The organism is Nocardiopsis sp. NPDC058631 (assembly GCF_042716955.1).
GTDB lineage: Bacteria > Actinomycetota > Actinomycetes > Streptosporangiales > Streptosporangiaceae > Nocardiopsis.
In genome coordinates, this window is sequence record NZ_JBHXQY010000014.1 from 16,052 (window position 1) to 38,539 (window position 22,488).

A 22,488-nucleotide genomic window follows, 5' to 3' on the forward strand; every position below is an offset into this window, starting at 1 on the left:
TCCTGGCGTCGGCGACATCCGGTTGATCCGATGTCGTCGGGGCTTTCGCGTCATGCGAGACCACTGGGGTCCGTCGGGACTGTCCTGATCAACCAATCTATGAGCGAGGCGTGGAGGACATGGCAAAGAAAGACGGCGCCATCGAGATCGAGGGTTCCGTTGTCGAGTCCCTACCCAACGCTATGTTCAAGGTAGAGCTCGACAACGGGCACCAGGTTCTTGCCCACATCAGCGGCAAGATGCGGATGAACTACATCCGTATTCTTCCCGACGACCGCGTCGTCGTGGAGCTGAGCCCGTACGACCTCACGCGCGGGCGCATCGTTTACCGCTACAAGTAGCCCGTCGTGGGCCCCACGGCCCAGGATGAGTGATGTGATGAGTTCGGAGACACCATGAAGGTCAAGCCGAGCGTGAAGAAGATCTGCGCGAAGTGCCGCGTGATCCGACGCAACCGTCGGATCATGGTCATTTGCTCGGACCCGCGGCACAAGCAGCGCCAGGGCTGATCCAGCCCCGCCGCTCGCCGCGGCTTCTGAACCGCGACAACCCGGCCAGGGAAGGTGTTCCCTCCCGGGTGCAGTAAAAACGAAAACCTGTTCCGATTCCCGGCGCCGACGTGGCCCGGGGATAACCCCCGGTCGGAGGCCGGGGCCTCGTCGATTGGGCGACGAGAGGGTGGAACGGGGCAGACCTCCGGGGCATGGATATGGAGTCTCGCCCACATGGCACGTATTGAAGGCGTTGACCTCCCCCGCGACAAGCGGGTGGAGATCGCTCTCACGTACATCTTCGGGATCGGCCGCACTCGCGCGCTCGAAACCCTGAAGCAGACCGGCGTCGACGGCAACACGCGCGTCCACCAGCTGTCCGAAGAGGACCTGGTCACGCTGCGCGAGTGGATCGGCGCGAACTACCAGGTCGAGGGCGACCTGCGCCGTGAGGTGCAGGGCGACATCCGTCGCAAGATGGAGATCGGTAGCTACCAGGGCGTCCGCCACCGTCGCGGGCTCCCGGTCCGCGGTCAGCGCACGCAGACCAACGCGCGTACCCGCAAGGGCAAGAAGAAGACCGTGGCCGGTAAGAAGAAGGCCGGTAAGAAGTAGTCCGCTCGGACTGTCGACCGCGTCCGAGAACAGCAACGGACCGATGATCTCTGGGAGTTTCGCTAATGCCGCCTAAGGGCCGTCAGGGTGCCGCGCGCAAGGTGCGCCGCAAGGAAAAGAAGAACATTGTCCACGGACACGCTCACATCAAGAGCACGTTCAACAACACGATCGTGAGCATCACCGACCCGACCGGTGCCGTGATCGCGTGGGCAAGCTCCGGACAGGTGGGCTTCAAGGGCTCGCGCAAGTCGACGCCGTACGCCGCGCAGATGGCCGCCGAGGCCGCTGCCCGTCGCGCGCAGGAGCACGGCGTCCGCAAGGTGGACGTCTTCGTGAAGGGCCCGGGCTCCGGCCGGGAGACCGCCATCCGTTCGCTCCAGGCGACCGGCCTTGAGGTGGGCTCCATCCAGGACGTCACCCCGGTTCCGCACAACGGCTGCCGTCCGCCGAAGCGCCGCCGCGTCTGATCGGCAGCGCGTGCCCGCGGCTCAGGCCGCCAGGGCACCGTGCCGTGCTTGATCCCGCGCGGTCCCCGCTGGGGCCCGCGCGGGCTGGGTAGTAATCCGAGTAGTGGACACCGCCGCACCGGCGGAACGTCCATCCGGTGGCCGTCATATAGCGGTCGGCCATGTGGAAGGGAAACACGGACCATGTTGATCGCACAGCGTCCCACGCTCGCCGAGGAAGTCATCTCGGACCTGCGCTCGAGGTTTGTCATCGAGCCGCTGGAGCCGGGTTTCGGCTACACCATCGGTAACTCGCTCCGGCGCACCCTGCTGTCCTCCATCCCCGGCGCGGCTGTCACCAGCATCCGCATCGAGGGCGTCGAGCACGAGTTCACCACCGTGCCCGGTGTCAAGGAGGACGTCACGGAGATGATCCTCAACCTCAAGGGCCTGGTCGTCAGCTCCGAGCACGACGAGCCCGTGCTGATGTACCTGCGCAAGCAGGGCCCCGGCGTCGTCACCGCGGCGGACATCGCTCCGCCGGCCGGCGTCGAGGTGCACAACCCCGAGCTGCACATCGCCACGCTCAACGGCAAGGGCAAGCTGGAGATGGAGCTGACGGTCGAGCGCGGCCGCGGCTACGTCTCGGCGACGCAGAACAAGCAGGCCGGCCAGGAGATCGGTCGTATCCCGATCGACTCCATCTACTCGCCGGTCCTGCGTGTGACCTACAAGGTCGAGGCCACCCGTGTCGAGCAGCGCACCGACTTCGACCGCCTGATCGTCGACATCGAGACCAAGCCGGCCATCCGTCCCCGTGACGCGGTCGCCAGCGCGGGCAAGACCCTGGTCGAGCTGTTCGGTCTGGCGCGGGAGCTCAACGTCGACGCCGAGGGCATCGACATGGGCCCGTCGCCGACGGACGCCGCTCTCGCGGCGGACCTGGCGCTGCCGATCGAGGACCTCAACCTCACGGTGCGGTCGTACAACTGCCTCAAGCGGGAGGGCATCCACAGCGTTGGTGAGCTGGTCGCCCGCTCCGAGCAGGACCTGTTGGACATCCGCAACTTCGGTGCGAAGTCCATCGACGAGGTCAAGCAGAAGCTCATCGACATGGGCCTGTCCCTGAAGGACTCCCCGCCCGGATTCGACCCCAGCACGGCGGCCGACTCCTACAGCTCCGACGACGACGAGGGCGAATCCTTCGTCGAGACGGAGCAGTACTAACCGACCTTCGTCGCCCACATGGTCCCCGGCCGAGTGCGGCCGCGGATCGCATCACGAGGAGAACGACACCATGCCCACGCCTACCAAGGGCGCCCGTCTGGGTTCCGGGCCCGCTCACGAGCGGCACATCCTGGCGAACCTCGCGACCTCGCTGTTCCAGCACGGCCGCATTCGCACCACCGAGGCCAAGGCCAAGCGTCTGCGCCCGTACGCCGAGAAGCTGATCACCCTCGGCAAGCGCGGTGACCTGCACGCCCGTCGCCAGGTTCTCACCAAGATCACGGACAAGTCCGTGGTGCACGAGCTGTTCACCGAGATCGGCCCGCGCTACGAGAACCGCCCCGGTGGCTACACCCGGATCACCAAGATCGGTCCGCGCAAGGGCGACAACGCCCCCATGGCGGTCATCGAGCTGGTCGAGGCGCTGAACGCCCCCGCCGCTCCGGCCGCCGCCCCGGTCGAGGAGCCCGTCGAGGCTCCCGCCGAGGAGACCGCGGCCACGGAGACCGAAGAGGTCGCCGAGACCGAAGAGGTTGCCGAGACCGACGAGGCCGCCGAGAAGAGCGCCGAGAGCAAGTAGGGCGGATGGCGCGCGGGCACTGCCTGTGTGCGACCGCTCGTCGAGTGCCCGATCCCTCCGGGGGTCGGGCACTCGTGTCTTCCCCGGGGACCGACGCGGGGCGTGCGGCCTGCGGAGGGCGGCCTGAACGGATGGGTGTGATGGACGAGAACGGGACGACGGCCGGGTCCGCGGAGGAGTCTCCGCGCGGTACGGAGCCACAGGCGCCGCCGGGGAGCGAAGGGTTCCCCGGGGACACGGCCACGGGGACCTCGGAGGCAGGCGGGGCCCCCGGAGCGGAGGAGGCCTCCGAGACGGTACCGACGGTCAGGATCCGGCTGGACATCGCCTACGACGGCACGGACTTCTCCGGGTGGGCGACACAGCCCGCGCTCCGCACCGTGCAGGGCGAGCTGGAGTCGGCCCTGGAAAGGGTCCTGCGGCTGCCGCGCGTGGCCCTGACGTGCGCGGGGCGCACGGACGCCGGCGTGCACTCCCGGGGGCAGGTGGCCCAGGCCGACATCCCGGCGGCCACCTGGGAGGCCGAGGAGGAGCGGGTGCTCCGCCGCCTCGCCGGGGTCCTGCCCAAGGACGTGCGGGTGACCGGTGCCCGGTTGGCCCCGCCCGGGTTCGACGCGCGCTTCTCGCCGCTGTACCGGCGCTACGCCTACCAGGTGAGCGACGCGCCCTACGGCGTGGATCCGCTGCTGCGCAGGTCGGTGCTGTGGCACAGGAGCCCTCTGGACGAGGGCCGGATGAACGAGGCCGCCGCGCACTTGGTCGGTGAGCACGACTTCGCGGCGTTCTGCAAGAAGCGGGAGGGCGCCACGACCGTCAGGGAGCTGCTGCGCCTGGAGTGGGAGCGGGTGGACACCCACCTGCTGCGCGGGACCATCCAGGCGGACGCGTTCTGCCACAACATGGTGCGCGCCCTCGTGGGGGCGCTCCTGGCGGTGGGGGACGGGCGCCGGGACGTGGACTGGCCGGGGACGGTGCTCGGCGCCGCCGTACGCGACTCCTCGGTGCACGTGGTGGGCCCGCAGGGGCTGAGCCTGGAGGAGGTGCGCTACCCGGGGGACGAGGAGCTGGCCGCGCGGGCGGCGGCCACCCGGCGGGTCCGGGAACTGCCGTGCCGGGGGCACTCCGCCTGAGGCGGGTGCGGTCGGGGCCGGTGGGGCGGGGCGGGCCTGTGTGAACCCGGGGACCCCCCGCTTTCCACGGTAGGTCCGGGCGGTGCGCGGGGGAAGAAGGTCCGGCGGGCTGTGGAGGGCCCCGTACGACGGAGGGGGCACCCGGCCCGGGTGCCCCCTCCGTGTGCCGGTAACGGCTCAGGCGCGGTCCTCGCTGAGGGTGCCGAAGGCCTCGTCGAGGAAGTCGTCGCCGATGGTGCGCAGCTCGGTGGCGGAGTCGCTCTCCTCCGACCCCTCCTCGGAGCCGTCGCTGTTGGTCGCCAGCGCGAAGAGCAGGTAGCGGCCCCACTGGCCGCTGCTGCCATGGCCGCCCGCGTGGCCGAGGCGCTCGGCGGGACTGCCCTCCTCGCCCGCGAGCCCCGCGAACCACTGGGCGCCGACGAGGTCCTGCGCCTCCATGGCGGAGACGGCCTCCGCCTCGGTGGGCATCGCCGCGACCCCGATGGTCACCGCGTGCCCCTCGTCCTCGCTCAGGTAGGAGGCGCGGACCATCTGGCGGCACTCGTTGTCGGCGAGGACCTGGCCGTAGTCGCCGTGCGCGCCCGCGCTGCAGTCCTCGATGTCGTCGACGGCCACACGGGTGAACGTGCCGCCCTCGACGTCCAGGCTCTCGGGGAAGATCTCCTCCGGGGCGAGCGCACCCGGGTCGTCCGACTCGTTCGCGACGGTGGTGGCGCTCGCCCCGCCGGAGTCCGTCCCCCCACCGCGTGCGAAGAGGAACGCCCCGCCGCCCGCGGCGACCAGCGCCACGGCGAACCCGGCGATCATCAGGACGTGCCGCTTCCTGGCCCGCGTGTCCGTGTAGCCGTCGTCGCCGGCCGCGTACTCGTCGTAGTCCTCGTAGTCGTTGATCCCCTGGACGTCGAACTGGGCGGTGTCGACGCCGGCGTCGTCGGGGACCTCGTCCCGGTACAGGGGGCGGTTGGCGCGGCTGCCGGGAGCGGCCGGGATCGCGTGGATGTTCTGTGTGGCCCCCATGGCCTCCGGGGGGAACACCGGGTCACCCGACCCCGGCTCCCCGCGCACGGGGCCGCGAGGGGGCGCCTGGAAGGCCTGCTGGGGCCCCACCGCCGCGCCGGGGGGGAGGGCGCCCGGGGGCAGCCCCGGTCCGCCGGTGCCGCTGGACGGTGCTCCGGGGCCGCCGTGGACGGAGTACGGACTGCCGCCGGCGGGCCCTCCGTGCGGAGGGAGGCTCCCGCCCGTGGGTGTGCCGTACGGCGGCTGCTGGGGCCCCGGGAACCCCTGGGGCCCCTGGGGGCCGACAGGGGGCTGCGGTCGGCCGGCCACCGGGGCTCCGGGGGCGGGGGGCGGCCCGGGCTGTCCCTGGACATGGGGAGGAAGGGGAGGTGCGCCCTGGCCGTGGGGCAGGACACCCGGGGGAAGCGGTTGGCCGGGGACCGGGTGGGGCCCGCCCGGGGTGAGATGTGACACGCCGGGCCTGCCGTCCGCCGGTGCGGCGTGCGGTGGGAGGTTCTGGCCGGTGGGCCCCCCGTGCAGCGGGGGGTTCCCGCCCGTGGGTGCGCCGTACGGCGGTCGGCCGGGGTGCGGGGGGGCCTGGCCGCCCGTCGGCGTGCTCGCGGGACCGCCGGGGAACGGCGGGTACTGCGGGGGGCCGCCCGGCCCGCCCTGGCCCACGGGTCCGTTCTGGCCGCTGTGGAACCCCTGTTGGGGGCCGCTCTGCGGGTACGGAGGGGGAGGCTGGGGGCCGCCCGGCTGGGTGTAGGAGTGCGGGGCGAGGGGAGGCCGGCCGCCCGTGGGCGCGCTGTGCGGCTGCTGCGGCCCCGATGTGGGATGCTGGCCCTCGGGATGGTGGGGCGCTGACCCGAGCAGGTCCTGGCCGTCACCGGCCTCCGGCCCGACGGGTCGTCCGTCGGGTCCGTACTGTGGCTGGTTCGGATGGGTACTGATGGGAGTCTCCGAAGGCTCTGGGGGTGGGGCCGGACCGCGGTTCACCGGGCTCCCGGCCTGGTCCGCTCTCTGGCGTCGGTTCCGGTTCCCGGCTGTCGGCGTCCGTGACGGGCGTCTCCCGGGTGCGTGTCGGCGCCCGTCGTTCCGGGCGGAGACCGGCCTTTCGGTGTCAAGCGTAGCCAACGTGCGGACGAGGACAGGACAAAGTACTCTCGGCACGAGGCATAATAAAAGGCGGAGAGGTCACGGATGTGACCCCGTGCCGGCGCTTTCCCGCCGAGCGTGGTCCTGCCGGTCTGCCCCGCCGCTGGCTTTGACCTGCGCTATGGTGGCCAGGTAGGATATTCCGTCGTTGTGCGTTGAGTTGCCGTGGGCCCCGAACTCCCGTATTCGGGTGCCGACCCACGCACCATCGTCTGCGCACTCACCATCGGAGAGTCCTGTGATTGGCATGGGACACCCGGCCAAACACCCCGCAACCGCGGGTGTGTATACGAGTCCCCCTTCCCACCTTCGGGATGGGGCAGCCGACTGAAGAAGCGAAGGCAAACGATCGTGCGCACATACAGCCCCAAACCAAGCGATGTCCAGCGTCAGTGGCACGTTGTCGACGCTACCGATCTCGTGCTCGGGCGTATGGCGAGCCAGGTTGCCACGCTCCTTCGGGGCAAGCACAAGCCGTACTACGCGCCCCACATCGACACCGGCGACTTCGTGATCGTCGTGAACGCCGACAAGGTCGCTCTGACCGGCAAGAAGCTGGAGCAGAAGAAGGCCTACCGGCACTCCGGCTACCCCGGCGGTCTGCGGGCCGTGGCCTACGTCGACCTGCTGGAGAACAACCCCGAGCGCGCCATCGAGAAGGCCATCAAGGGCATGCTGCCCAAGGGCTCCCTCGGCCGTCAGATGGCCAAGAAGCTCAAGGTGTACGCGGGCGCGGAGCACCCGCACCAGGCCCAGCAGCCGGTTCCGTTCGCCATCACCAAGATCCAGCAGCCCGCCTAGGCGTTCGCAGACCTTTACAGAGAGCACGAGGAAAACCGTGGTCGAGCCCACCGGCATCGAAGACGTCGAGCAGGAGATCGCTGACAACCCGGAGGAGTTCCCCTCCGAGTACACCAGCGAGTCCGACGAGACCGTCGCCGCCTACGTCCCCACCGCTTCCGGCCCCAGCGCCGGCACCGGTCGCCGCAAGTCGGCTGTCGCCCGCGTCCGCATCGCCCCCGGTTCGGGCGAGTGGAAGGTCAACGGCAAGCCCCTTGAGGTCTACTTCCCGGACAAGGTCCACCAGCAGACCATCAAGGACCCGTTCGTCTCCCTCGGATTCGACGGCGCCTACGACGTCTTCGCGCGTCTTGACGGCGGCGGCACCAGCGGCCAGGCCGGCGCGCTGCGCCACGGCATCGCCCGTGCGCTCGCGATCCTGGACCCGGAGAACAACCGCCCGACCCTGAAGAAGGCCGGTTTCCTGACCCGCGACTCCCGTGAGGTGGAGCGGAAGAAGGCCGGTCTCAAGAAGGCGCGCAAGGCTCCCCAGTTCTCCAAGCGCTAGTGCTCATGCGCCGACATCTGCTCGGCTGAGCTTCGGCCCGTACGCCGTCCCACCTTCGGGGCGGCGTGCGGGTCTTTGGTTTTTCCGGTGGCTTCCGCCACGCTGTACTTCACCGGCGCCGGACGCGGCGCCGTTTGCGAAAGGGGCTGGTCGCCTGTGGCTCGGCTGTTCGGAACAGATGGTGTACGCGGTGTCGCTGGTCGGGACCTGACCGCCTCCCTGACCCTGGAGCTCTCCATAGCGGCGGCACGGGTGCTGACACGGGACAGCGGTTCGGGACGTCGGCCCAAGGCCGTCGTCGGCCGCGACCCGCGCGCCTCCGGCGAGTTCCTGGAGGCGGCCGTGGTCGCCGGTCTGGCGAGCACCGGCGTGGACGTGGTCCGTGTGGGAGTGCTCCCCACCCCGGCCGTGGCCTTCCTCACCGGTGAGCTGGACGCCGACTTCGGCGTGATGCTCTCGGCCAGCCACAACCCGGCCCCCGACAACGGGGTCAAGTTCTTCGCCGGGGGCGGCCAGAAGCTGGAGGACGCCCTGGAGGAGGAGATCGAGGGCATGCTCGGCGTGCCCTCGACCCCCGCCGTGGGCGACCAGGTCGGCAGGGTCAGCGAGGCCACCGACGGCGCCGAGCGCTACATCGCCCACGTGCTCGCGTCGGTCCCGTACAGCCTCAAGGGCCTCAAGGTCGTGGTGGACTGCGCGAACGGCGCCTCCACCGTCGTGGCCCCGGAGGCTCTGCGCCGGGCGGGCGCGGAGGTCGTCATCATCGGGGACCGGCCGGACGGCTACAACATCAACGAGGGCTGCGGCTCCACCCACCTCGACGTGCTCCAGGAGGCCGTGCGGCTGCACGGCGCGGACGCGGGCATCGCCAACGACGGTGACGCGGACCGCTGCCTGGCCGTGGACGCGGAGGGCAGCGTGGTCGACGGCGACCAGATCCTCGCGATCCTGGCCACCGAGGCCAAGGAGGCGGGGAGGCTCGCCCAGGACACGCTGGTGGTGACGGTGATGTCCAACCTGGGGTTGAAGCTGGCGATGGAGCGGGAGGGCATCGCCGTGGTGGAGACCGCGGTGGGCGACCGGTACGTGCTGGAGGAGATGAAGCGCGGCGGGTTCGGCCTGGGCGGTGAGCAGTCCGGGCACGTGATCCTGCTGGACCACGCCACGACCGGAGACGGTGTGCTGACCGGTCTGTACCTGTTGGCGGCGATGGCCCGCCGCCAGCAGGGGTTGGCCGAGCTGGCCAAGGTGATGACCCGTCTGCCGCAGGTGCTCATCAACGTTCCGGACGTGGACAGATCCCGGGTCAAGGACTCCGAGGAGCTGTGGTCCGCCGTGCGCGCCGCGGAGGCGGAGCTGGGCGAGACCGGTCGGGTGCTGATCCGGCCCAGCGGGACCGAGCCCAAGGTCAGGGTCATGGTGGAGGCCCCCGAGCAGGCGCAGGCGACGGCTGTGGCCGAGCGGCTGGCCTCCGTGGTCCGCTCCGCCCTGGGGTAGGAGGCCCTCCGGGCCCTCGGCCACGGCCGGCCCGGCGGAACTCCCCACCCCCTGTCCCTCCTGCGCGCACCCGGGGACGTCCTCGTCCGGGTGCGCGTTCTCCTGTGTGGCGGGCCCGCCTCTCCGGTGCGGGTCCCTGGAACCGGTGAAGTGGTCACGATGGCGGACACGCGGTACGGGCACGCCCTGACGGTCGGCGTGGACATCGGCGGTACGAAGGTCGCTGCGGGCGTGGTGACGCCCGGTGGGCGCATCCTCGCCCGGCTGCGCACCGAGACGCCCGAGCGCAGCAAGAGTCCCGCTGTGGTGGAGGACACGATCGTGTCCGTGGTGGAGGAACTGCGCCGGGAGTTCCCGGTGCGCGCGGTGGGCGTGGGCGCGGCCGGGTTCGTGGACGAGCGGCGTGCGAACGTGCTGTTCGCCCCGCACCTGTCCTGGCGCCGGGAGCCGCTGCGCGACGCCCTGTCGCTGCGGCTGGGTCTGCCCGTGGTGGTGGAGAACGACGCGAACGCCTCCGCGTGGGCCGAGGTGCGCGCGGGGTCGGGCCAGGGCGTGGACCACGTCGTGGTGGTGAACCTGGGCACGGGGATCGGCGGGGCGGTGGTGCTCGACGGCCGCCTGCACCGGGGCCGGTACGGTCTGGCCGGTGAGTTCGGCCACATGACCGTGGTGCCGGGCGGGCACCGGTGCGAGTGCGGGAACCGGGGGTGCTGGGAGCAGTACGCCAGTGGGAACGCGGTGACCCGGGAGGCGCGGGAGCTGGTGGCGGCGGAGTCGCCGGTGGCCCGTGCGCTGCACCAGGCGGTGGGCGGCGACGCCCGGCTGATCACCGGGCCGCTGGTGAGCGAACTGGCGCGCAAGGGCGACCGGGCGTGCGTGGAGCTCATGGAGGACGCGGGTGAGTGGTTGGGGGCGGGGCTGGCCAACCTGGCCGCGGCGTTCGACCCGGAGCTGTTCATCATCGGCGGGGGTGTGTCCGAGGCGGGGGAGCTGTTGCTGGCCCCGGCGCGGGCCGCGTTCGAGCGGACCCTGACAGGGCGGGGCTACCGGCCGACCGCCCGGGTCGCGGCGGCGGCCTTGGGGAACGAGGCGGGGCTGATCGGCGCCGCCGACCTCGCCCGCGAGGGGCTGCCGCGGTGGCACCAGCGGCGCCGCCAGCGGCGTCTGGGGCGTTTCGGGAGGGGATGACCCGCCGGTGCCTTCACCCCGTCGAGCCCGTGCGCGGTCGGCGACCTCCGGGGGCGGTCCCCGGGCCCACCGCGATGCGGGTGCCGTCGTCGGGGGCGGGAAGGTGGAGCTCCGTGACGGCGGTGTGCGGCGTCAGAACCCCCGGTCCCGGCCGGTCTCCCGTTCACGGGAGGACTGTCCCCCATTAACCGAACCCGGTTCTAGTGTGTGGGTCACATCCTCGGTAGAGTGCGGGCCATGGATCTGAACGGAATCTCCGCCCTCGTCTCGGGCGGCGCGAGTGGCCTGGGTGAGGCCACCGCCAAGGAGCTCGCTGCGGCGGGCGCCACCGTCGTCGTCGCCGACCTCAACGCAGAACGCGGCGAGGCCGTCGCCAAGGAGATCGGCGGCGTCTTCGTCTCCACCGACGTCTCCCAGGAGGACCAGGTCAAGGCCGCGGTCAAGGCCGCCGTCGACACGGGCAAGCCCTTCCGCGTCGCGGTCTCCTGCGCCGGGATCGGCTGGGCGACCCGTACCGTCGACCGACACGGAACCCCCCACGACCTGGACAGCTACCAGAAGGTCATCCAGGTCAACCTCATCGGCACCTTCAACGTGCTGCGCCTGTCCGCGGCCGAGATCGCCAGGACCGAGCCCCTGAACGAGGACGGCGAGCGCGGTTCGATCGTCAACACCGCCTCTCTCGCGGGCATCGAGGGCCAGATCGGCCAGATCGCCTACTCCTCCTCCAAGGGCGGCGTCATCGGGATGACCCTCCCTGCGGCCCGCGACCTCGCGGCGGTCGGCATCACGGTCAACACGATCGCCCCCGGCATCCTGGAGACCCCCATCTACGGTGAGGGTCCCGAATCCGAGGAGTTCAAGACCCGCCTGGCCGCCCCGGTCCCCTTCCCCAAGCGCCTCGGCACGGCCGCGGAGTTCGGCAGGCTGGCCCGGGCCCTGTTGGAGATCAGCTACGTCAACGGAGAGGTCGTCCGCATCGACGGCGCGCTCCGCATGCCGCCGAAGTAGGGGGAGACCGTGTCCGACGAGGTTCTCTACACGACCGAGGACGGCGTCGCCGTCATCACCATCAACCGGCCCAGGGCCAGGAACGCCGTCAACGCCGCTGTCGCCACCCAGGTCGCCGAAGCCCTCGACGACCTGGACGCTCGCAAGGAACTGCGTGTCGGCATCATCACCGGCGCCGGCGGCACCTTCTGCGCGGGAATGGACCTCAAGGCCTTCATGAAGGGCGAGGTCCCGATGGTGGAGGGGCGCGGGTTCGGCGGGTTCGCCGAGCGCGGCCCGGGCAAACCGCTGATCGCCGCCGTCGAGGGCTACGCCCTGGCGGGCGGCTTCGAAGCCGTTCTGGCCTGTGACCTGGTCGTGGCCGCGGAGGACGCCGAGTTCGGCATCCCCGAGGCCAAGCGCGGCCTGGTCGCCGGGGCGGGCGGGCTGCTGCGTCTGCACCACCGAATCCCCCGCAACATCGCCATGGAGTTCGCCCTGACCGGCGACTTCGTGGGGGCCCCGCGCCTGGCCGAACTGGGCCTGGTCAACCAGGTCACCGAGAGCGGTGGAGCCCTGGAGGGGGCCAAGGCGCTGGCGGCGCGGATCACTCCGAACGGTCCGCTGGCGGTGAGGGTGTCCAAGGAGATCATCACCTCCTCGGACGACTGGTCCTCCGCGGAGATGTGGGAGAGGCAGAACGAGTTGGCGGGCCCCGTCTTCGTGAGCCAGGACGCGATGGAGGGGGCGGTGGCGTTCTCCGAGAAGCGCGCTCCCGTCTGGAAGGGCGAGTAGCCCCCACCGCTCCACGCCTCCGGTGCCACGCGCGGCGGCCGTCCCGACCGGGGCGGCCGCCGCCGTCGGGGGCGGGCCGACGGGTGCTGCGTCGTGCCTGTCGGGCCGACTCGGGCCGGTCCCGTGTGCCCGTTCCGGGCGGCGGCGAAACTTTGCTCCCGTTTCCCGGCCGCCACCGGCAATGACTTCGCAGAGTCTTTGTTTGATTACTTTCCGTGTGTAACCTGTGGATGTGTCCACACAGATCAGGACCAATGGCGCCGAGCACGGCTCGGCCTGGGTGGAGTCCCCGCTGCAGCTGCTCTCCGTCACGGAGGCGCGCTCGGCGGGCCTCCTCTTCGACGACGGACAGATCCTGCTGCGGCCCGGTGTGCGGGGGCTGGCGGAGACCGCGGCCGAACTGCGCAGGCTCTTCCCCCACGGGACCGCGCCGACCAGCCCGGCCCGGGTACCCGAAGCCCCCGCCAACGCGGCCGGGGTCTGGGCGGTGGGGGACGCCTTCTCCGGCCGGGTCCAGCGGGCCCTCCTCTCCGCACCGCGCTGCCGCATCGTCATCGTCGACGACGGCCTCGCCACCTGGCACCTCATCCGGCTCCTCAGCTCCGCCGGCCCGCGCCCCCTGCTGCGCGCCCGCGTCTGCGCCGACCCGGTGCGAGCCGCGCTGGGGACCGCCGCGGCACTGAGGCTGCGCAGGGACGCACGGCAGGGACGGCTCACGGTGTTCACGATGCTGCCCGTCTCCGCGGCGCTCCGCGCCAGGGCCGAGGCCGCCGGGGTGCACGTGGTCCGCCACGGGTTCGGCATGCTCCGCTCGCTTCCCGGACAGGGCACCCCCAGCGAACACCGGATCGTCCTCGGCACGGCCCTGGTCGCCGACGGGCTCGTACACCGGGCCACGTACCTCTCCTGGCTGGCGGCCCAGTCCGTGAGCGGGCCGCTCGCCTACTACCCCCACCGGCGGGAGGACCCCGAGGTGCTCACCTTCCTCGACTGCCACCCCCGGATCCGGGTGGTCGAACCCGGTATCCCGGTCGAACTGTCCCTGCGCGGGCTCGGCCCCGAACACACCGTCCTGGCGCCGCCGTCCACGGCGCTGGTGTCCCTGCGCACGCTCGTGCGCGGCGCCAGCGTCCGTGCGGTCGGCGTCCCCGAACACTGGTGGACCCGCCGAGCCCGACCCGGGTTGCGCGCCGACCTGTCCGCCAGCGCCACCCCGGACGCGAAGGAGACCGACCTTGGCCACTGACACACACGGTCCCGCCCACGCCGCACCCCTGACGGTGCTCGCGGTCGCGGACTCCGACTCCTACGTCAAGCTCTCGGCGGCCATGCTCGACGCCCTGCCCGAGCAGCACACGGTCGGCCTGGCCGTGGTGCGGTCGCCGATCGCGCCCTCGCCCGCGCAGACACGCGCGGCGGTGGGCGCCACCAACCAGTCCGGGCGCAGGATCCCCGTGCTCACCGCGTCCGAACTGCGCAGGCTCATCCGGCGCCGCCGCCCCGACGTCGTCATCCTCAACTGCACCGGGCCCGTCGTGAACGTCCTGGCGCACATCCTGCTGAACGGACGGGGGAGGCGGCGCGGACGCCGACCCGTCCTGGTCTCCGCGCTGCCCGGCATCTCCGTCCCGGCCACGGAGAAGGCCTGGTTCCACCGCTCACAGGTGGACCTCTTCGTCCTGCACAGCCACCGGGAGGTCGCCGAGTTCACCGCGTTGGGCGAGAAGCTCGGTGTGACCGGGGAGGTGGGGCTGGCCACGCTGCCGTTCCTGCCCCGGCCCCGGCGGCGCCCGGCCAGGCCCCACCGGGTGGTGTTCGCCGCCCAGGCCAAGGTGCCCGGGTCCAGGGAGGACCGCGAGCGCGTCCTGGTGGCCCTGGCCGAACTCGCCGAGGACCGCCCCGACCTGGAGGTCGTGGTCAAGCTGCGGGGACGCGAGGACGAGGCGCAGACCCACCGGGAGCACCACCACTACGAGGCCCTGTGGCGGGACCTGGTGGAGAAGGAGCGCACCCGCGACCACACGCTCGTGTTCCGCACGGGCGCCATGGTGGACCAGCTGGAACGCACCCGCGGGTTCGTCACCGTCAGTTCGACCGCAGCGCTGGAGGCGATCGCGATGGGGGTCCCGGTCGCCGTCCTCACCGATTTCGGGGTGGGCGCGGAGCAGATCAACACGGTGTTCGAGGCCAGCGGGGTCTTCGGCACGCTCGACGACGTGCGATCGGTCCGTTTCCGGGCCCCGCACCCGGAATGGCTGGAGCGCAACTACTTCCATCCGGCCTCGGACAACGACTGGGTGGACCGGCTCACCGCCCTGGTGGCCCGTGCGTCCAGGGGCGAGCTGAGGGCCCACCCACCGCTCCTGGACGCGTCCGCTCAGCGCCGGGCCCGGCGCCGTTCCCTGCTGAGGCTGAGTGTGCCCCCCCGTGCGGTACGCGGTATCGGGAGCGCCCGCAGGAGTCTGCGCGCGCTGCGCCGGACCGCTCCGGCCAGTCCCGTGGGCTGAGGGTCCTCGCCGGGGACCGGAAGCCCCAGCCCCCGCAGGCGCTTGCGCCTGAAGTGGGGGAGGGGGTCACCTCCGAACCCGGCCAGATGGGCCGCAGCCTCCTCCCGCAGGTGCGGGTAGGCGGCGGCCCTCATGCAGTAGGCCACCGTGTGGACGAGCGGCACCAGCTCCTCGGCGTAGGCCTCCGCGCCGATCCGGGGCGGGCGGATCTCCCCCGAGCCGAGCAGGTGGGGCAGCGCGGTGTCGGCCAGTACGAGCGGGATCCGGCTCGGGTGCTGGTAGGGGGTCAGGTCCCGGAGCAGCGGCTCGGTGCCCAGGGTCGCGACCGGGATGCCGAAGATCCGGGCGGCGGTGTCCAGCGCGGCCGAGGGGGCGCCGACCACCAGCTCCGGCGGGTGGGCCGCGTACCAGGCCTCCACCGGTACCGAGCCCTCCAGGACGCGCAGCCCGACCCCTGCCCGTTCGGCGGCGGCGCGCAGCTCGGCGACCGGGGCGAACGGGTAGTCGGGGTGGGGCTTGAGGGCCAGGGACCGGTCGCCCGCCCTGGCGCGGGCGTTGAGGGCGTGCACGGTCAGGCCCAGGCCCGACCTGGAGGACGGTCCGAGAAGGAGTGTGGCCGGGAGCGGCCCCGACGCGTCGACGTGCTCGGCGGCGTGTTTGGCCACCGCGGCGGCCGCGGAGCGCAGTGCCTCCGCGTCCAGGGGCACGCGTGCCACCCCGTACTCGCTCAGTGTCAGGGGTGTGAGCCCGGGGACCAGGTCGGGGTGGATCAGCCGTTCGATCCTGGTGGCCACGTGGCGGAGCGGGGTGGCAGGGGTGGGGCCGTAGCAGGAGGGGCCGTCCGCGTAGACGGTCACCGACGCGTCGTCCAGGAGTTCGGCGAGGCTCCGCGCCGCCCGGCCCAGCGCGGCCTCCACCACCAGCTCCGGGGGGTCGTCACCGAGCCCCAGGTGACTGCGGAGCAGGGTGCGCAGCATCCCCAGGTCCGTCTCGTGGGGTTCCCAGTGCGCCGGGTGCTGGGGGCTGATCAGCTCGTTGTAGGAGACGACCTCGTCGAACCGGTCGCTGATGGCGCCGAACCCGAGCGTCTCCGTGAACGGCAGGGCGATCTCGGGGATCTCGGTGTCGTCCACGGTCAGCAGGATGCGGCGGGTCGTGCCGCCCAGGGCGCCGGAGTCGATCGCCGCGACCAGGGACAGGGCTCCCGCGAAGCGCGAGACGAGCAGGATCTGGGTCACGCGGGCTCTCCCAACGAGGCCGTGTCGTGCAGGGTGCGGAGCCGCCGCTCGCCGTCGCCGCCCATCTCCCGGATGGTCGTGTCCAGGACCGCGGGCGGAAACCCCCGCAGGGTGCCGACCGCGCGGTCGACCAGGTGGCCGCGCAGGGCGGGGGCGAGGCGTCCGCGGTGGTCGAGGTGGTGCAGGATCAGCGAGCAGTAGGAGCGCACCGCCTTGGGCAGGAAGCGGTCGGCCTCCCGGTCGGCCGTGACCAGGGAGACGATCCGGTCGCAGGCGTCGAAGAAGTGCAGTTGCCGCTCGTCGCCCAGTCCGGTCAGCGAGCCGGGTACCTCCCGGCGGTAGTACACCCCGACCACCGGCACCCGCGCGTAGGAGGTGGCACCCAGGTGCAGCCGCCACGCCCACGGGCGGTCCTCGCAGGTCAAAAGGCTCGTGTCGAAGGTCAGGAGTCCTTGTTCGGCCAGCTTCCGCGAGTACACGCCGGTGCACGCGTTGGGGTGGTCGACGACGCTCTTGCCGTTGGTCGGCAAAATGCCGGACCGGGGGTCCAGGGGACGGTACACGCGTCCCTCGGGAACCGGGTTGGCCACGCGCCTGGACCCGAACACCCACACCTGGTCGGTCTTGACGAAGTCCACTCCTAGGCCGGAGACGGCGTCCACCGCGCGGGCCAGGTAGCCCGGTGCCAGCCAGTCGTCGCCGTCCAGGTAGGTGACGTAGCGGCCCCGGGTGGCGGCCAGCGCGCGGTTGCGCGCGGCGGACAGCCCGGTGGGGCTCGGATTGTGGAGCATACGGAGGTTGGGCAGGCGTCTGCGGAAGTCGTCGACGATGTCCGGTGTGGCGTCCGAGGATCCGTCGTCGACCACGACGTACTCGAAGTCGGCGCGGTGGTTGCGGAGAAGGCTCGTGAGCGCGGCGCCGATGTAGGGGGCGACGTCCTTGGCGGGGAGGATCACGGACAGGGAGATCATGCGGCTTCCATGTCGGAGTAGGGGAGGGTCCCGGAGGGCGGTCGGGTGGACGCGGAGGGTGGCGGTCGGCGGGCGTGCGCCGGCGCCGACCCCCCGCGGGGATCAGGTGCGCCTGTCAGGCGGTGGTGCGGCGCAGCCGCCGCCGGGGCTCCTCCTCCCCCGGGAAGACCCGCTTGACCCCGTCGCCCAGGGCCTCCTGTGCCAGGCGGATGTCCCGCACCAGGTTGCGCAGACCGCTGGGTTCCAGCGAGGCGGCGTGGTCAGAACCCCACATGGTGCGGTCCAGCGTGATGTGCCGCTCCACCGCGACGGCGCCCAGCGCGGTCGCCGCCACCGAGATCTGGATCCCGCGCTCGTGTCCCGAGTAGCCCACCGGCACCCGGTAGCGGTCACGCAGTGTCCCGATGGTCCGCAGGTTGGCCTCCTCCGCGGGCATGGGATAGGTGGACGTGGCGTGCATGATGACGAGCTCGCGGGTGCCCAGGACGGCCACCGCCGCGTCGATCTCCTCCAGGGTGGACATACCCGTGGACAACAGGACGGGTCGGCCCGTGTCGGCGAGGGCCCGGAGCAGTTCGAGGTCGGTGACCGACGCCGAGGCGACCTTGTGCGCGGGGACCTCCAGTTCCTCCAGGAACTCGACCGACGGCACGTCCCACGGGGACGCGAACCAGTCCAGGCCCCGTTCGGCGCAGTACTTGGCGACCGCCCGGTACTCGCGGAGGCCGAACTCCATCCTCTGCTTGTAGTCCAGGTAGGTCATCTCCCCCCACGGGGTCTGGCGGAGTTTGGCCCGCTGGTCCGCGGGCACGCAGATCTCCGGGGTGCGCTTCTGGAACTTCACGGCCTGGCAGCCGGCCTCGGCCGCCACCTCGATCAGCCGGCGGGCGACGTCCACGTCCCCGTTGTGGTTGATGCCGATCTCACCGATGACGTACACGGGTTGGCCGGGGCCGACGAGGCGCCCCCCTATCGCCACCGGTTGGATCGGTGCTTCCAGATGCTGAGCGGAGATGGTGTCGACCACGATGGTCATCCTTTCCGAGCGTTGAGCACGCGTTCACAGAGTTCGCGGACCGCTCCCGCCCCGCCGGAACGGGTCAGGACCACGCGGGCCGCCGCCAGCACGTCGGGGTGCGAGTCGGGTACGGCCACGGGCCAGCCGACCAGGGCCATACAGCCCAGGTCGTTGACGTCGTTGCCCGCGTAGGCGACCCGTTCCGGGTCGAGCCCCTCCTCGGTGAGCCACGCCGCGAGCGCGGACGCCTTGTCGGACAGGCCGTGCCTGACCGGGACCTTGAGCTTGTCGGCGCGGGCGCACACCACGGGGTTCTCCTCGGTGGAGAGGATCAGCACACGCACCCCCGACTCGCGTAGCAGGCGCACACCCATGCCGTCGGAGCGGCTGACGGCCACGGACTCGGCCCCGGTCTCGGTGACCGAGGCCAGGTCGTCGGTGTGCACCCCGTCGAAGTCGGTCACCACCGCGTCCACGTCCAGCGGTTCCCGCTCGGGGGCGGCGACGTGTGCCAGGGCGCGGACCAGCCGCAGGTCCCCGGGGGTGTCCACCTCGAACCCGTGGACGGAGGGGACCTCCTGGACGGCGACGCGGCCGAAGAAGCGGTGGCGGTTCCGGCGGAAGCCCCCGGCGTCCATCGCGTAGAACGCGCCCGTCTCCTGGAAGTGCGGATCCCGGTCCTGGCGGCGCGGCCGGTGGTCGTGGGAGTGGTTGACGCCCCTGGCGCCCTCCGGCCCCTCCTCCCACAGGAACGCGTGGGTCTCCACCGCCGAGAACACGCAGTCGGCGGAGCCGTCCGCGATGCGCGCCACGGCCGCGTCCAGGTCGGCGGGGTCGATGAACGGGCTCGTGCACTGCACGAACACGACCACGTCGGGTGCCCCGCCGTCCTCCTGCTCCAGGGTGTCCAGGACGTGCAGCAGGACCGCCTCGGAGGAGACGGTGTCCCCGCCCAGTGCGGCCGGCCGCTCCAGGATGCGGGCCCCGGCCGCGGCGGCCGCCGCCGCGATCGCCCCGTGGTCGGTCGACACCACCGTCTCGTCGATCGCGCGGGCCGCGAGGCAGGCCCGGACCGCCCTGGTGACGAGTGGGACCCCGCCGACGGCCTCGACGTTCTTGAGTGGAATTCCCTTTGAACCGCCGCGGGCAGGGACAACAGCCGTAACTCTCATGGGAAGGCTCCACAAGGGATGTGCGGTGAGGGGGTCGGCCCGAGGTCGGACACGGTGGAGATCGTAATGAAAAAGAACGGCCGCGCCAAAGGGGCGCGACCGTTTCCGTTCTTTTTCCTGTTTCTTTAAGGAATGCTTTTCGGTTATTGCTGGTGTGAATTGTTCATAACCGACGTTTGGCCCGCTTCCTTCCGGGGCCCGACCCCGGACGGCTGTGGGGCCCTCCGGCGGAGGGCCCCACAGCCGTGGACGGGTGCGACGGCTTCGGCAGACGTCGTCCAGAAGGTGCCCCGACCACGGCGCCGCCGGGCGGGGACGGCCCGGACGGACGCTCGCCGGCCCGGGAACCCGCGGGAGGACTCCCTAGCCGTCGCTGCCGCCGCCCAGCATGCGGTCGACGACCCGGAGGGTGGCCCGGCCGTCCGAGGGGTGGCAGAAGTCGCGGACGAACGCGTCGTACTGCTCCCGGTACTCCTCGGTGACGGGACCGATGTCCCGGATGGCGCCGATCAGCTCCTCCGAGGTCTTGATCAGCGGGCCCGGGGCCCGCGCGGTCATGTCGAAGTAGAACCCGCGCAGGGTGTCCCGGTAGTGCTCCAGGTCGTAGGTGAAGAACAGCATCGGCCGACCCGAGTGGGCGAAGTCGAAGAAGACCGACGAGTAGTCGGTGATCAGCACGTCCGTGATCAGGTACAGGTCGGCGATGTCCGGGTACTTGGACACGTCCCAGACGAACCCCTGGCCCGCGCCGGGGATGCTGTCCAGGACCTTCGGGTGCTTGCGGAACAGCAGGACGTGGTCGTCGGCCAGTTCCCGCTGGGCCGCCTCCAGGTCGATCTGGAGGTCGAGCTTGAAGCGGGTCCCCCCGTACCGCTGGTCGTCGCGCCAGGTCGGTGCGTAGAGGACGACCTTCTTGCCGTCCGGGATGCCCAGGAGCTTGCGGGTGCGCTCGGCGCGCTCCTCGCGGTCGGGGGCGTGGAACACGTCGTTGCGCGGGTAGCCCGCCTCCAGGATCTCCGTCTCGCAGCGGAACGCCCCGCGCATGATGGGCGTGGTGAACGAGTTCGGCGAGACCAGGAAGTCCCACTGCCGCGACCGGTGCGGCAGGCTCGCGATGTACGCCCGGTTCGCCTTGGGCGTGCCGAGCAGGTCGGCGCCGATCTTCTTGAGAGGGGTGCCGTGCCAGGTCTGCACGACCGTCTGCCCCTCGCGGCGCACGAACCAGTCGCCGATGCCGACGTTCGTGACCACGTACCGGCTGCGGGCCAGCGCCTCGTACCACTCGCGGCTGTGCCACTCCACGGGGACGACGCCCGGAGGCAGGGCCACCTGCTGGTCGTCGACCGCCCACAGGTGGTCGACCTCCACTCCGCGGCGCACCAGCTCCTCGTGGACGGCGCGCGGTGAGTCCGAGAACTGCTTGCCGCCGAAGCTGTTGTAGAACACCGCCTCGCGCAGCGGTCGGGCCTTCTGCTCCGCGGTGAACGCCTCGCGCAGGACCCGCTGCCGGTAGGCGCCCTTCTCGGAGTCGTCCAGGGGGTGGGCCGGGGCCAGGAACACGCGGTCGTGGAACCGGTGGTCCACGGAGTAGGAGCGTTTGGCCCCCTGGTGGAGGAGCGGCAGCCGCGGTACCAGGTCGTGCCTGATCTTCACCGGCACGTCGTGGGAGTCGTCCCAGTCCCGGGCGGAGCGGAACGACATGTACCACCGGCCCCGGCGCAGCGGCAGGGCGTCGCCGTGGGAGTCGTGGTGCTCGGGATCGACGACGGCGCGGAAGCGCCCGTCGGCGACTTCCACGGGCACGGCGACCTCCTCGAACCGTTCGCCGTGCCGCAGCACCATCACCCGGTCCCGGTCCGGCCCCGTGTAGGAGCCGGACAGGACCAGGTCGCCGCCCACCCACTCCATCGCGTCCACCACGGGCTGGCGGACGCGGTCGTGCAGGACGAGGGTGTCCACGGCGGTGACGCCCACCTCGATCTCCCGGCCGCCCTCGACGGGGTGGGCGCGGGAGAGCACCCCGTCGGCGACGGCCACCGGCACCCGGTGCCCGCCGACGACGGCGTGGGCGCGCAGTTCGCGGGTGGCCTCGGAGTCGGCCACGGACAGGTCGGACAGGGGTACGGTAACGCGGCGGCGGCCGTCCGGCCCCTCCGCCTCGGCCGCGTACTCGCGCTCCACCGGGTCGCCGGCGGGGCCGTGGGAGAGGACGAGGCGTTCGACCGGCCGTTCCTCCGGTCCGCGCAGCCCGAGGGTGAGCAGGTCGGCGTCGAGGGAGTGCCCGACGAGTTCGGCCTCGACCGCCTGGATCTCGAACTCCAGGCGCTTCTTGCGGAACGCGCTCACCCAGCGGGTGGACCCGTCCAGGCGGTGGGCGTGCTGGTGTCCGGCGGGACCGACCTCGCCCGGGACGACACCGCCCCTGTGCGGCCTGCCGGACGCCCACACACCCAGCGTCAGCGACCACGTGGAGGGGTTCCAGCCGTGGCTCCCGCGCAGCTTGGCGGGGTCGACGAACAGCTCGAACCCGGCCCAGTCGTAGCAGTGCAGCGCCTGTTTGGAGTCGGCCGTGGCGCGCGGCTCGTGCCTCGGGGCCATACGGACCACGACGCGCCGCCGCGAACCGGAGTCGGTGAGCCAGGCCATCGCGGGCACGCGCGGCGCCGTCTCGACGGGGACGTTGCGCACGTACGCGTACCCGCGCACGCGCAGGCGTCCCTCCACCCAGGTCATGTCGGTCAGCTTGGTGACCAGCGGCATCTCGGAGTTCTTGAGCCGGGTGACCTCCCTGGGCAGGGAGGCCGGTGCGATGCCGGGCACCTCGACCGACGGTGACAGGCGCCCCCGCACCAGGTGTGCCTGCGGGTTGTCCCGCTCGTACCTGATGACCGTCTCCAGGTCGCCCAACCTGTGCTCCTTGGCCAACCAGAGTTTGACCCTGGTCAGCGGGGGGAAACCGCTCAGGTCGCCGGGGGCCGAGCCGCCGACGAAGTCGTCGGCGGCGGCGAGGAAGCGTGCCCGCTCGTCGTCGTCCGACTCGGGCAGGTAGCGCATGAGGCGCTGGAGTTCTTCGGGGACCGTGCGCTTTGCTCCGGCCATGGGGTGTCGGGTTCCTTTCGTC

20 protein-coding genes and 1 pseudogene are annotated in these 22,488 nt (G+C 71.8%); 15 read left to right on the plus strand and 6 right to left on the minus strand.

All coding sequences use genetic code 11. From position 1 onward, the window contains the following. Positions 1-119 precede the first annotated feature (119 nt). From infA to truA, 7 genes are all read left to right on the plus strand, one after another. Positions 120-341 carry a translation initiation factor IF-1 gene (gene infA, locus ACFWTE_RS07420; protein ID WP_013156135.1) on the plus strand — a complete coding sequence of 74 codons (222 nt, stop codon included), beginning with the start codon at positions 120-122 and terminating at the stop codon, positions 339-341. Between the two features lie 54 nt (positions 342-395). Next, positions 396-509 carry a 50S ribosomal protein L36 gene (rpmJ, locus tag ACFWTE_RS07425; protein WP_082206327.1) on the plus strand — a complete coding sequence of 38 codons (114 nt, stop codon included), beginning with the start codon at positions 396-398 and terminating at the stop codon, positions 507-509. A gap of 216 nt (positions 510-725) precedes the next feature. Then, positions 726-1,106 (plus strand): 30S ribosomal protein S13, encoded by a 381-nt coding sequence (gene rpsM, locus ACFWTE_RS07430; protein WP_378778471.1) that lies wholly within the window; start codon positions 726-728, stop codon positions 1,104-1,106. A 65-nt stretch (positions 1,107-1,171) separates the two neighbouring features. Next, positions 1,172-1,576: a 30S ribosomal protein S11 gene (gene rpsK / locus ACFWTE_RS07435; protein ID WP_053616319.1), complete on the plus strand. Its 405-nt coding sequence runs from the start codon at positions 1,172-1,174 to the stop codon at positions 1,574-1,576. Positions 1,577-1,759: 183 nt separating this feature from the next. After that, entirely contained in the window at positions 1,760-2,782 is a 1,023-nt protein-coding gene (locus tag ACFWTE_RS07440) for a DNA-directed RNA polymerase subunit alpha (RefSeq protein ID WP_267946670.1), read from the plus strand. 70 nt (positions 2,783-2,852) lie between these two features. After that, positions 2,853-3,362 (plus strand): 50S ribosomal protein L17, encoded by a 510-nt coding sequence (gene rplQ / locus ACFWTE_RS07445; protein ID WP_378778472.1) that lies wholly within the window; start codon positions 2,853-2,855, stop codon positions 3,360-3,362. Between the two features lie 140 nt (positions 3,363-3,502). Beyond that, positions 3,503-4,492, plus strand: a complete 990-nt coding sequence (truA, locus tag ACFWTE_RS07450; protein WP_378778473.1) for a tRNA pseudouridine(38-40) synthase TruA — start codon at positions 3,503-3,505, stop codon at positions 4,490-4,492. Between the two features lie 177 nt (positions 4,493-4,669). Here truA and ACFWTE_RS07455 read toward each other — a convergent pair whose 3' ends face one another. Next, on the minus strand, positions 4,670-5,632 hold the full coding sequence (locus ACFWTE_RS07455; protein WP_378778523.1) for a hypothetical protein: 963 nt from the start codon (positions 5,630-5,632) through the stop codon (positions 4,670-4,672). A gap of 1,362 nt (positions 5,633-6,994) precedes the next feature. On the opposite strand from ACFWTE_RS07455, the gene rplM reads away from it, so the two are divergent. The 8 genes from rplM (at position 6,995) to ACFWTE_RS07495 (ending at position 14,968) form a co-directional block, all read left to right on the plus strand. Continuing rightward, positions 6,995-7,444 carry a 50S ribosomal protein L13 gene (gene rplM, locus ACFWTE_RS07460; RefSeq protein ID WP_378778474.1) on the plus strand — a complete coding sequence of 150 codons (450 nt, stop codon included), beginning with the start codon at positions 6,995-6,997 and terminating at the stop codon, positions 7,442-7,444. A 37-nt stretch (positions 7,445-7,481) separates the two neighbouring features. Beyond that, entirely contained in the window at positions 7,482-7,991 is a 510-nt protein-coding gene (rpsI, locus tag ACFWTE_RS07465; protein WP_378778475.1) for a 30S ribosomal protein S9, read from the plus strand. A 156-nt stretch (positions 7,992-8,147) separates the two neighbouring features. Next, positions 8,148-9,488, plus strand: a complete 1,341-nt coding sequence (gene glmM, locus ACFWTE_RS07470) for a phosphoglucosamine mutase (RefSeq protein WP_378778476.1) — start codon at positions 8,148-8,150, stop codon at positions 9,486-9,488. Between the two features lie 159 nt (positions 9,489-9,647). Continuing rightward, a complete protein-coding gene (locus ACFWTE_RS07475) occupies positions 9,648-10,676 on the plus strand; it encodes an ROK family glucokinase (protein WP_378778477.1) in 1,029 nt (342 codons plus the stop codon). Positions 10,677-10,913: 237 nt separating this feature from the next. After that, the gene (locus tag ACFWTE_RS07480) at positions 10,914-11,687 is read left to right on the plus strand and encodes an SDR family NAD(P)-dependent oxidoreductase (RefSeq protein WP_378778478.1); all 774 of its coding nucleotides are present in this window, start codon (positions 10,914-10,916) and stop codon (positions 11,685-11,687) included. A 9-nt stretch (positions 11,688-11,696) separates the two neighbouring features. Further along, positions 11,697-12,461, plus strand: a complete 765-nt coding sequence (locus tag ACFWTE_RS07485) for a crotonase/enoyl-CoA hydratase family protein (RefSeq protein ID WP_378778479.1) — start codon at positions 11,697-11,699, stop codon at positions 12,459-12,461. A gap of 232 nt (positions 12,462-12,693) precedes the next feature. Continuing rightward, positions 12,694-13,707 carry a hypothetical protein gene (locus ACFWTE_RS07490; RefSeq protein ID WP_378778480.1) on the plus strand — a complete coding sequence of 338 codons (1,014 nt, stop codon included), beginning with the start codon at positions 12,694-12,696 and terminating at the stop codon, positions 13,705-13,707. Continuing rightward, positions 13,697-14,968 (plus strand): DUF6716 putative glycosyltransferase, encoded by a 1,272-nt coding sequence (locus ACFWTE_RS07495; RefSeq protein ID WP_378778481.1) that lies wholly within the window; start codon positions 13,697-13,699, stop codon positions 14,966-14,968. The genes ACFWTE_RS07490 and ACFWTE_RS07495 overlap by 11 nt, the downstream gene beginning before the upstream one ends. 323 nt (positions 14,969-15,291) lie before the next feature. Here the strand turns inward: ACFWTE_RS07495 and ACFWTE_RS07500 are convergent. From ACFWTE_RS07500 to ACFWTE_RS07520, 5 genes and pseudogenes are all read right to left on the minus strand, one after another. Further along, positions 15,292-16,206 (minus strand): annotated as a pseudogene (locus ACFWTE_RS07500) (polysialyltransferase family glycosyltransferase); the annotation flags it as partial. After that, complete coding sequence (locus ACFWTE_RS07505; protein WP_378778482.1) at positions 16,203-17,177, minus strand: glycosyltransferase family 2 protein; 975 nt, start codon at positions 17,175-17,177, stop codon at positions 16,203-16,205. The pseudogene ACFWTE_RS07500 and the gene ACFWTE_RS07505, both read right to left, overlap by 4 nt. 115 nt (positions 17,178-17,292) lie before the next feature. After that, positions 17,293-18,204, minus strand: a complete 912-nt coding sequence (locus tag ACFWTE_RS07510) for an N-acetylneuraminate synthase family protein (RefSeq protein WP_378778483.1) — start codon at positions 18,202-18,204, stop codon at positions 17,293-17,295. A 5-nt stretch (positions 18,205-18,209) separates the two neighbouring features. After that, positions 18,210-19,367, minus strand: coding sequence for a cytidylyltransferase domain-containing protein (locus tag ACFWTE_RS07515; protein ID WP_378778484.1), 1,158 nt, complete (start codon positions 19,365-19,367; stop codon positions 18,210-18,212). A gap of 363 nt (positions 19,368-19,730) precedes the next feature. Continuing rightward, on the minus strand, positions 19,731-22,466 hold the full coding sequence (locus tag ACFWTE_RS07520) for a CDP-glycerol glycerophosphotransferase family protein (protein WP_378778485.1): 2,736 nt from the start codon (positions 22,464-22,466) through the stop codon (positions 19,731-19,733). Positions 22,467-22,488 lie beyond the last annotated feature (22 nt).

Bases quoted from the DNA above. Each gene is read 5' to 3' on its own strand.
- infA (WP_013156135.1), top strand. From the start codon at position 120: ATGGCAAAGAAAGACGGCGCCATCGAGATCGAGGGTTCCGTTGTCGAG.
- ACFWTE_RS07440 (WP_267946670.1), top strand. From the start codon at position 1,760: ATGTTGATCGCACAGCGTCCCACGCTCGCCGAGGAAGTCATCTCGGAC.
- ACFWTE_RS07520 (WP_378778485.1), bottom strand. From the start codon at position 22,466: ATGGCCGGAGCAAAGCGCACGGTCCCCGAAGAACTCCAGCGCCTCATG.
- rpsK (WP_053616319.1), top strand. From the start codon at position 1,172: ATGCCGCCTAAGGGCCGTCAGGGTGCCGCGCGCAAGGTGCGCCGCAAG.
- ACFWTE_RS07515 (WP_378778484.1), bottom strand. From the start codon at position 19,367: ATGAGAGTTACGGCTGTTGTCCCTGCCCGCGGCGGTTCAAAGGGAATT.
- truA (WP_378778473.1), top strand. From the start codon at position 3,503: ATGGACGAGAACGGGACGACGGCCGGGTCCGCGGAGGAGTCTCCGCGC.
- ACFWTE_RS07475 (WP_378778477.1), top strand. From the start codon at position 9,648: ATGGCGGACACGCGGTACGGGCACGCCCTGACGGTCGGCGTGGACATC.
- ACFWTE_RS07505 (WP_378778482.1), bottom strand. From the start codon at position 17,177: ATGATCTCCCTGTCCGTGATCCTCCCCGCCAAGGACGTCGCCCCCTAC.
- rplQ (WP_378778472.1), top strand. From the start codon at position 2,853: ATGCCCACGCCTACCAAGGGCGCCCGTCTGGGTTCCGGGCCCGCTCAC.
- ACFWTE_RS07480 (WP_378778478.1), top strand. From the start codon at position 10,914: ATGGATCTGAACGGAATCTCCGCCCTCGTCTCGGGCGGCGCGAGTGGC.
- rpsM (WP_378778471.1), top strand. From the start codon at position 726: ATGGCACGTATTGAAGGCGTTGACCTCCCCCGCGACAAGCGGGTGGAG.
- rpmJ (WP_082206327.1), top strand. From the start codon at position 396: ATGAAGGTCAAGCCGAGCGTGAAGAAGATCTGCGCGAAGTGCCGCGTG.